General features: G+C 72.6%; 6 protein-coding genes and 1 pseudogene. 4 read left to right on the forward strand and 3 right to left on the reverse strand.

Translation table 11 applies throughout. The features are described from left to right. Window positions 1-4: 4 nt before the first annotated feature. Window positions 5-472, reverse strand: a pseudogene (locus ACIP94_RS18780) (hypothetical protein); the annotation flags it as partial. A gap of 552 nt (window positions 473-1,024) precedes the next feature. Between ACIP94_RS18780 and ACIP94_RS18785 the strand changes: the two are divergent. The 3 genes from ACIP94_RS18785 (at window position 1,025) to ACIP94_RS18795 (ending at window position 3,444) form a co-directional block, all read left to right on the forward strand. Continuing rightward, entirely contained in the window at window positions 1,025-1,744 is a 720-nt protein-coding gene (locus ACIP94_RS18785) for a hypothetical protein (protein WP_402426391.1), read from the forward strand. Window positions 1,745-1,818: 74 nt separating this feature from the next. Continuing rightward, window positions 1,819-2,181, forward strand: coding sequence for a cytochrome P450 (locus tag ACIP94_RS18790; RefSeq protein WP_402426393.1), 363 nt, complete (start codon window positions 1,819-1,821; stop codon window positions 2,179-2,181). Between the two features lie 408 nt (window positions 2,182-2,589). Beyond that, window positions 2,590-3,444 carry a ribonuclease BN gene (locus ACIP94_RS18795; RefSeq protein ID WP_402426395.1) on the forward strand — a complete coding sequence of 285 codons (855 nt, stop codon included), beginning with the start codon at window positions 2,590-2,592 and terminating at the stop codon, window positions 3,442-3,444. 182 nt (window positions 3,445-3,626) lie between these two features. On the opposite strand, the gene ACIP94_RS18800 is transcribed toward ACIP94_RS18795, so the two are convergent. Beyond that, window positions 3,627-4,721: an alpha/beta hydrolase gene (locus ACIP94_RS18800; RefSeq protein WP_402426397.1), complete on the reverse strand. Its 1,095-nt coding sequence runs from the start codon at window positions 4,719-4,721 to the stop codon at window positions 3,627-3,629. 182 nt (window positions 4,722-4,903) lie between these two features. Then, window positions 4,904-5,272 (reverse strand): ANTAR domain-containing protein, encoded by a 369-nt coding sequence (locus ACIP94_RS18805; RefSeq protein ID WP_402426399.1) that lies wholly within the window; start codon window positions 5,270-5,272, stop codon window positions 4,904-4,906. A gap of 307 nt (window positions 5,273-5,579) precedes the next feature. Between ACIP94_RS18805 and ACIP94_RS18810 the strand changes: the two genes are divergently transcribed. Then, window positions 5,580-6,542, forward strand: a complete 963-nt coding sequence (locus tag ACIP94_RS18810; protein WP_402426401.1) for a helix-turn-helix transcriptional regulator — start codon at window positions 5,580-5,582, stop codon at window positions 6,540-6,542. The last annotated feature ends 206 nt before the right edge of the window (window positions 6,543-6,748 follow it).

Raw genomic sequence — 6,748 nt, forward strand, 5'->3', positions numbered from 1 at the left:
CCGCAGCCACCGCCCTGGTCGGCGGGAACCACTGCATCTCGGGCAACGGCACGGTCGTCGGCGCCAGTTCCAGATAGGCAAGGTGGCGAAGGAACCGGCTGAAGACGGCGGCCGCCGCCTTGGCGTCCGCCTGCGGGGGACGAGTGCCGCTCATGACCGAGGCGACGGTCTCCGCACTCCGTTCCGCGTCCGCGACCTCCACGCGGAGATAGCGGGCGACGCGCTCGGCGCCGTACTGGAGCACCGCCTCGTTGATCAGGGCCCGGATGTGGTTGCAGAACGAGCCCCGTGCGCCGCCGCAGGGACGGTTGTTGTTGGTGCTGCAGGCGAACGCGTAGGTCCCGGCCGCGACCGACGAGACGTACACCCGCTCGATGTCCGAGCCGCTGGAGACCACTCCCTGCAGACGTCCGTCGGCCAGCTCGACGAAGGGCACCTTGGCCAGCTTCCGCGGCCGCGCGGGTGGTGTCACCCGTGCCGTGCTCGACTTCTCCCAATCCGACAACGCACCATCTCCTTTGCGCCCAGGGGACGTCCACGCCAGATCGGCGGGACACGACCGAACATAGGGGCGACCACTGACAACGCCCTCGTGGAACGGCCCGCCGGCCCGACGACACGGCCCGCTTCGGGGCAGGCTCTCCCGCGACCCTGGGCAGCCCTCGCCCGGCCACCACAACGGTCCGGCGGCGCGACGGAGGTGCCTCGAACCGGCCCCCGGAAAACGCCTCCGGCCAACGCCGGGGCGACCATCGCAACCGTGCCCGCGACGAGGGAGTACGCCACCGCATCGCGCACCCCCACCCGGACGGGCTAGCCGGGCTCTTCGGCGTCGGATGTGCCGCCCGGGCGGCTGTCACCGCACGGAGCCGCTGTCGGCCGCGCCCGGATTGGACCAGGCCACCGCGCGGTCTTGAGCCGGTTCGCACACGCTGATCCCGGGGCCGGCCCATGCGGACATCCGCTCCACAGGCAGGTCCGCCCCTCCCGCAGTCCCACGACCCCAGACAAGGGAGCACGCGCAATGGCAGTGACGACGGACGCGCTCATTCCGGTGCTGCAGGACGCCCGGAAGACCCACGCCGCGCTCATCCACATGCTGCGGGCGGATTTGGCTGTCACTCCTGCACATCCGCACCGCCACACCCTGGAACACCTTCTCGCCGACGTGCTGGAGCACATGGACCGCATCGACGACCATGTCCGCGTCCTGCGGCCCCGTCGGCTGCTGAGTGACACGACCGCGATCGTCCGGACGCTCGCGTCGGTCGCCGTCCGCGCCGCACGCATTCCCCTGGAGGCCGGCGCGATGATCGCGGACGGCGTCCTGCTCGGCGGCCGTCCGGCCACCGACCGTCAGATGCTGAGAATCACGGAGTGCGAGTACGCCGCCGCCGCGCAGTCGCTGGCAACCTGCCGAGCCGGTGAGAGCATCGCGGCGCTCGCCGACGACGAGGTGGCCATGGACCTGCTCGGCGCCCTGCGCCAGCGGGACGAGGAGCTGCTGCGGACCCTGGAGAACCGCCTCGAACAGCTCGCTCTGACGCTGGCCGAGGCGACGGCCGGCGGCGGCCGGTCGACCCGCACCTACGGCCCGGCCACCCCGGCGCCGGCCCATCTGACCGGACTGCAGAGCCATCAGTCCTGGTCCGGCCACCACCCGCCCACGGACAGCCGGGTCGGCTCCAACGCACCGGCGACGGGGCTGCGGGCGACCGCCCCGGTGGCGGGAGCGGGTCAGTAGCGATCGGCAGGCAGCGCACGGGGACAGCCGACCGACCGCTGGGACGCCTCCCTGTGGGGCCTCAGCGGACGCCGGTGGCAGACGGCGGCCGTCTCGACACACGGCGGGGTGCGCTGCTGCTCGACAATGGCATCGCGCTCTCCGAGGGAGCATTCCACCGACGTCAGCGCCGCATCCTGCAGCCGGGCTTCCACCGTGCCCGGATCGCCGGATACGCGTCGCGCGATCTGCCGCGCGGCACCTACATCCCCTTCGGGGCCGGGAACCGCACATGCATCGGCGACACCCTCGCCTGGCACGAGATGCGGATCCCCCTCGCGGCCACCCTGACCCGGTGGCGGCACCCGCTTCCCCGGCACCGTGCCCGTGCCGTCGAGCATGTGCGGATCCGCCCCAGCGCACTGCCTGCGCACGTCACTCGGCAGGGCAGCCGATGACGCCTGCCAGGGCGCCGACGAGCGTCGTGCCCACGCTGCCCCCTCCTGGGTCCCCCTGGGTTTCGGACACACGGAAAACCCCGCCTCAGGAGAACCTGAGACGGGGTCTCATCGAGCGCCGGGCAGGCCTTGCACCTGCATTTCCCCGCAGGAAGCGGGGCGTCTTTCCTTGGACCACCAACGCATGTGGAAAGGCACCCGAGTTGAGCGCCGTTCACTGGATCGAGTGTATCGCACCCGCGCGGCACACCGCACATCACGGTGGCGCCCCGGCCCTGCGGTCCCCGCGAGCGCCGGTGCCGGCCGTGCCGCCGGACGACCGGTGACCAGCCACCTTCTCCACACTGCCAGGGGTGATCGGCGGGAACAGGAGTTTCAGCTGACGGCGGCTCGGGAACGGGGGGACGCATGACGGGTTCCGCAGGCCCGCACCCTCATGAACGACCCCAGCACCGCGGACGGCACAAGCGCTGGCACACCCGCTGGCACAGTTCATCCGTCGGACGGCTCTGGCAGCACGGCAGCGAGATGGAACTGCTGCACCGCGCCATGGGCTTCGCCGCCCTGGCCCTGGTCACCCTCGCGCCGCTGCTGATCGTCGTCGCCGCCGCGGCGCCCTTCCAGCAGCGCGGCTTCGCCTCGTGGGTGACCGACGGCATGAGTCTGACAGGGCGCCCCGCGGACGCTGTCGACCGCCTGTTCACGGCGCCCCGCAAGGTCCTCAGCGCGACCAGCGCCTTCAGTGTCGTCGCCCTGGCTCTGTTCGGACTCACTTTCGCCTCGAGTGTCCAGACGGGCTATGAGCGGGTGTGGGATCTGCCCGCGGGTCGCTGGCACACCGTATGGCGCCGCGCCGTGTGGCTCGCGGCCCTGACGGCCTATCTGTTCGCAGAGGTGCAGAGCGGCGCGATCCTGCGGGGCGGCATGGTCCAGTCCTTCGTTCGCATCGCCCTCACCGTCCTGTTCGGCCTGCTGTTCTTCTGGTGGGGCCAGCACTTCCTGCTGGGCAGCCGGGTGAGCCGGCGGGCGCTGCTGCCCGGGGCGACGGCCACCATGCTGGGCCTCATCGGCCTGCGCTGGTTCTCCTACCAGGTCTTCTCCCCGCTCATCGTCAACAACGCCGTCACCTACGGCACGGTGGGCGCCGTCCTCATCGTCCAGTCCTGGCTGATCGGGGTCGGCTTCGTCGTCTTCGGTGGCGCCCTCTTGGGCCGCCATGTCCACGAGGCCCGTATCGCGCGACGGCGCCCACACCGGGAGTGAGGCAGGACATCCCTCCGCGGCCGACGTGTGCATCCCTCCGCGGCCGACGCGTGCGTCCATCCTCGCCGGCCCAGGGCTGCCCGGATCGCAGCGAGCACCGCCCGGCCGCGTCGGGCGAGCCGAGCGGTCGGGCGGTGTGTCGGGCGGGGCGCCGCAACGGGCCCAGGCGGCGCCGGGTCGAGTCAGCCGTGCAGGGCCTCGCGCAGGGCCGCGCTGGCCTGGGCCACCGCGGACTTGGCGGCGTGGCTCTCGGCCAGCCCGTTGAGCATCACGAAGTCGTGGACCATGTGCGCGTAGTGGACATGGGTGACGGGCACGCCGGCCGCGTGCAGCTTGACGGCGTACTCACGGCCCTCGTTGTACAGCACATCGCTGTCGGTGATCACCAGCGCCTTGGGCAGGCCCTGGAGCTCGGTGGCGGTGGCGCGCAGCGGGGAAGCGGTGGGCCGGGTGCGGACCATGGTGTCGGGGGCGTACTCGTCCCAGAACCACTTCATGCCCGCGGCGGTCAGCCAGCAGCCGTTGGCGTAGCGCCGGTAGGACGGGGTGGAGAAGTCGGCGTCGGTGACGGGGTAGAACAGCACCTGCTGGGCCAGCTTGGGGCCGCCGCGCTGCTTGGCCATCAGGGTGACGGCGGCGGTCATGTTGCCGCCGACGCTGTCGCCGGCCACGGCCAGCCGGGAGCCGTCGACGTTGATCTCGTCACCGTGCCGGGCGACCCACTGGGTGGCCGCGTAGGCCTCCTCGTTGGCGGTCGCGTACTTGGCCTCGGGCGAGCGGGTGTAGTTGACGAAGACAACCGCGGCCTTGGCGCCGGTGGCTATCTGCCGTACCAGCCGGTCGTGGGTGGAGGCGTCACCGAGGACCCAGCCGCCGCCGTGGAAGTACATCACCGCGGGCAGCCTGCCGGTCATGCCCTGCGGCCGGACGATGCGGATGGAGACCGAGCCGGTGGGGCCGCCGGGGATGGTGCGCTCGGTGATGTCGGCGGGGAGCTTGGCGACCGGGTAGGCGGCCTGGAGGTCCAGGAGCGCCTTCCGGGCGGCGGCCGGCGACATGTCCTGGATCGGCGGGCCGCCCGCCTCGGCGAGCTTGTCGAGGAACGCCTGGGCAGTCGGCTCCAGTCTCTGCCGGGGGTCGCCGCAGGTGGCCTTGGCGGCGGCGGAAGCCGGGGTCGCCAACGCCGGAATCGCGACGGCGACGGCTGCGGTGGTGACGAGGGCCGTCACGGCGGACAGGGGCTTGCGCAGGCGGCGAGAGCGTCGGGTGGCGCTCATGGGGGTCCTCCTTCCGAGGGGTTCTTCCTCAGCGAGCGTTAGGTGCTCGCCACCGACCGGCCCGCCGGGCCGGTCCGAAGGAGTGGCGCGGTACGCCTGCCCGGGTGAACATCACACCGGAGCCGTTTGCGGCCGCCTCTGCCCGCACACGCGCATTCGGCCGGTTCGGGTGGCCGCGGCGGTCAGGGCCCTGTAGGGGCGTGCTCCTGCCCACGGGAATCGCCCGTGCACCGGTCGAGCGCCCGCCGCAGTTCGCCCAGTTCCCGGTCGGGGAGATCCCCGCCCTGGGCGAACTCCACCACGCCCGCGCTGAGGTCGTCGAGGTCGGATCCGGCCCTCTGCGCGACGTCCCGTAGCATCCGCCACGCGTCCTCCGGCGTGATCCGACCGAGCATCGCCAGGACGCCGGCGGCCTGATTGCGGACGGCACCCGTGGCGAGGGCCCCCTTGAGTCGTTCGTTTTCCGTACGAAGCCGTCCCACGCTCCGGGCGAGGTCCGTCACGGCCGACGGCTCCAGGGGATGGCACCCGGAGAGGGCGGACAGCGCCATGGAACACCTCCAGGGAGAGCGGGAAAGCGCGAACGTGCCGTCCACACGGGCACACCACGGCCTCTTCGTGCCCCACTCTGCACTCGGCGGGGCCGCGTGGCCGATGCCTCAAACGAACAGCTCACGGGGCACAGTACGGAAAACGAAAGCCAGGTCCGCCGGCCGCGTCGAGCGGTCCGCCCCGCCACCGGCACGTTTTCCGGCCGATGCACCGGAAATCCGGGGCATAACGGTGTCTGGGCCTCCGACCGGCCCGCTTCCCTGCCCGGGAGGAAATCCGCATCGCTGAGGGAGGAGAGATCCAGCCATGGACACGCTGGCCTTCGACAGCGACGACCTGGCAGAGACCGAGGCGTTCTTCAACCAGGCCTACGCGAGAATGCACATCGGCAGCGAGACCCCGGACGGCAACCGCGCGCGGTTGGTCCGCCATGCCACGGACCGGGTCAGCGTCGACGAGCTGGACCTGGGTTTCACCATGGACTACTCCGTCACCCCGCTCGGCAGAATCTGCCTCTGTGTCGTGCACGCCGGCACCATCGAGGACCACGCCTTCGGCGCCGTCCAGGACGATTTCGGCCCGGGCGACCTCGTGTGCTTCGCCCCGCCGGAGCTGCCCTACAGCGGACGCATCCGCGAGGCCCGCTACAACATCACCATGCTCGACCCCGGCCTCCTCACCCAGGTCGCCGACCTCGTGCCGCGCTCACGTCCCGAGCCGGTACGCCTGACCGGGCACCGGCCCCATTCCCCCGCCGCCGCGGAGCACCTGAAGGGCACCATCGCCCGGCTGCGGACCGTCCTCGCCGAACCCGCCCTGGCCGACCAGCCCCTGGTCGTCACGACCCTCACCCAGCATCTGGCGGCCGGCGTCCTCGCGGCCTTTCCCACCACCGCGCTGACCGACCCCACCGGCTCCGACCGCGCCGACGCCCGCCCTGCGGCCCTGCGCCGCGCCGTCGCCTACATCGACGACCACGCCGACCAGGCCATCACGGTCGCCGACATCGCCGCCGCCGCCCACGTCACCGTCCGCACCCTGCAATACGCCTTCCGCCGGCACCTGGACACCACTCCCCTCGGCTACCTGCGCCAGGTCCGTCTCACCCACGCCCACCACGACCTCCGCTCGGCCGACCCCGACAGCGGCGTCACGGTCACCGAGGTCGCGGCGCGCTGGGGCTTCTACCACCCGGGACGCTTCTCCGCCCTCTACCGCCGGGCCTACGGCCGCACGCCGCAGACGACGCTGCGGCAGAACGCTGACTGACCGGCACCGCGGTGTGAGCGGCCGGAGAGCCGGGGACGCGCGGGATGCGGGCCGGTACCGCGCCGGCCCGGCGGGTCGTGCTCACCGTTGCGTGGCGGGGGGGGGGGGGGGGGGGGCGGGGCGCCCCCGGCCCGGGGGGGGGGCCGGGGGGGGGGGGGGGGGGCCCGCCCCCCACCGCCCCCCCGGTAGGGTGCTCCCCCGCGGGG

Origin of the sequence: Streptomyces sp. NPDC093261 (assembly GCF_044753645.1) — a bacterium.
Classification (GTDB): domain Bacteria; phylum Actinomycetota; class Actinomycetes; order Streptomycetales; family Streptomycetaceae; genus Streptomyces.

Bases quoted from the DNA above. Each gene is read 5' to 3' on its own strand.
- ACIP94_RS18785 (WP_402426391.1), top strand. From the start codon at position 1,025: ATGGCAGTGACGACGGACGCGCTCATTCCGGTGCTGCAGGACGCCCGG.
- ACIP94_RS18795 (WP_402426395.1), top strand. From the start codon at position 2,590: ATGACGGGTTCCGCAGGCCCGCACCCTCATGAACGACCCCAGCACCGC.
- ACIP94_RS18800 (WP_402426397.1), bottom strand. From the start codon at position 4,721: ATGAGCGCCACCCGACGCTCTCGCCGCCTGCGCAAGCCCCTGTCCGCC.
- ACIP94_RS18805 (WP_402426399.1), bottom strand. From the start codon at position 5,272: ATGGCGCTGTCCGCCCTCTCCGGGTGCCATCCCCTGGAGCCGTCGGCC.
- ACIP94_RS18810 (WP_402426401.1), top strand. From the start codon at position 5,580: ATGGACACGCTGGCCTTCGACAGCGACGACCTGGCAGAGACCGAGGCG.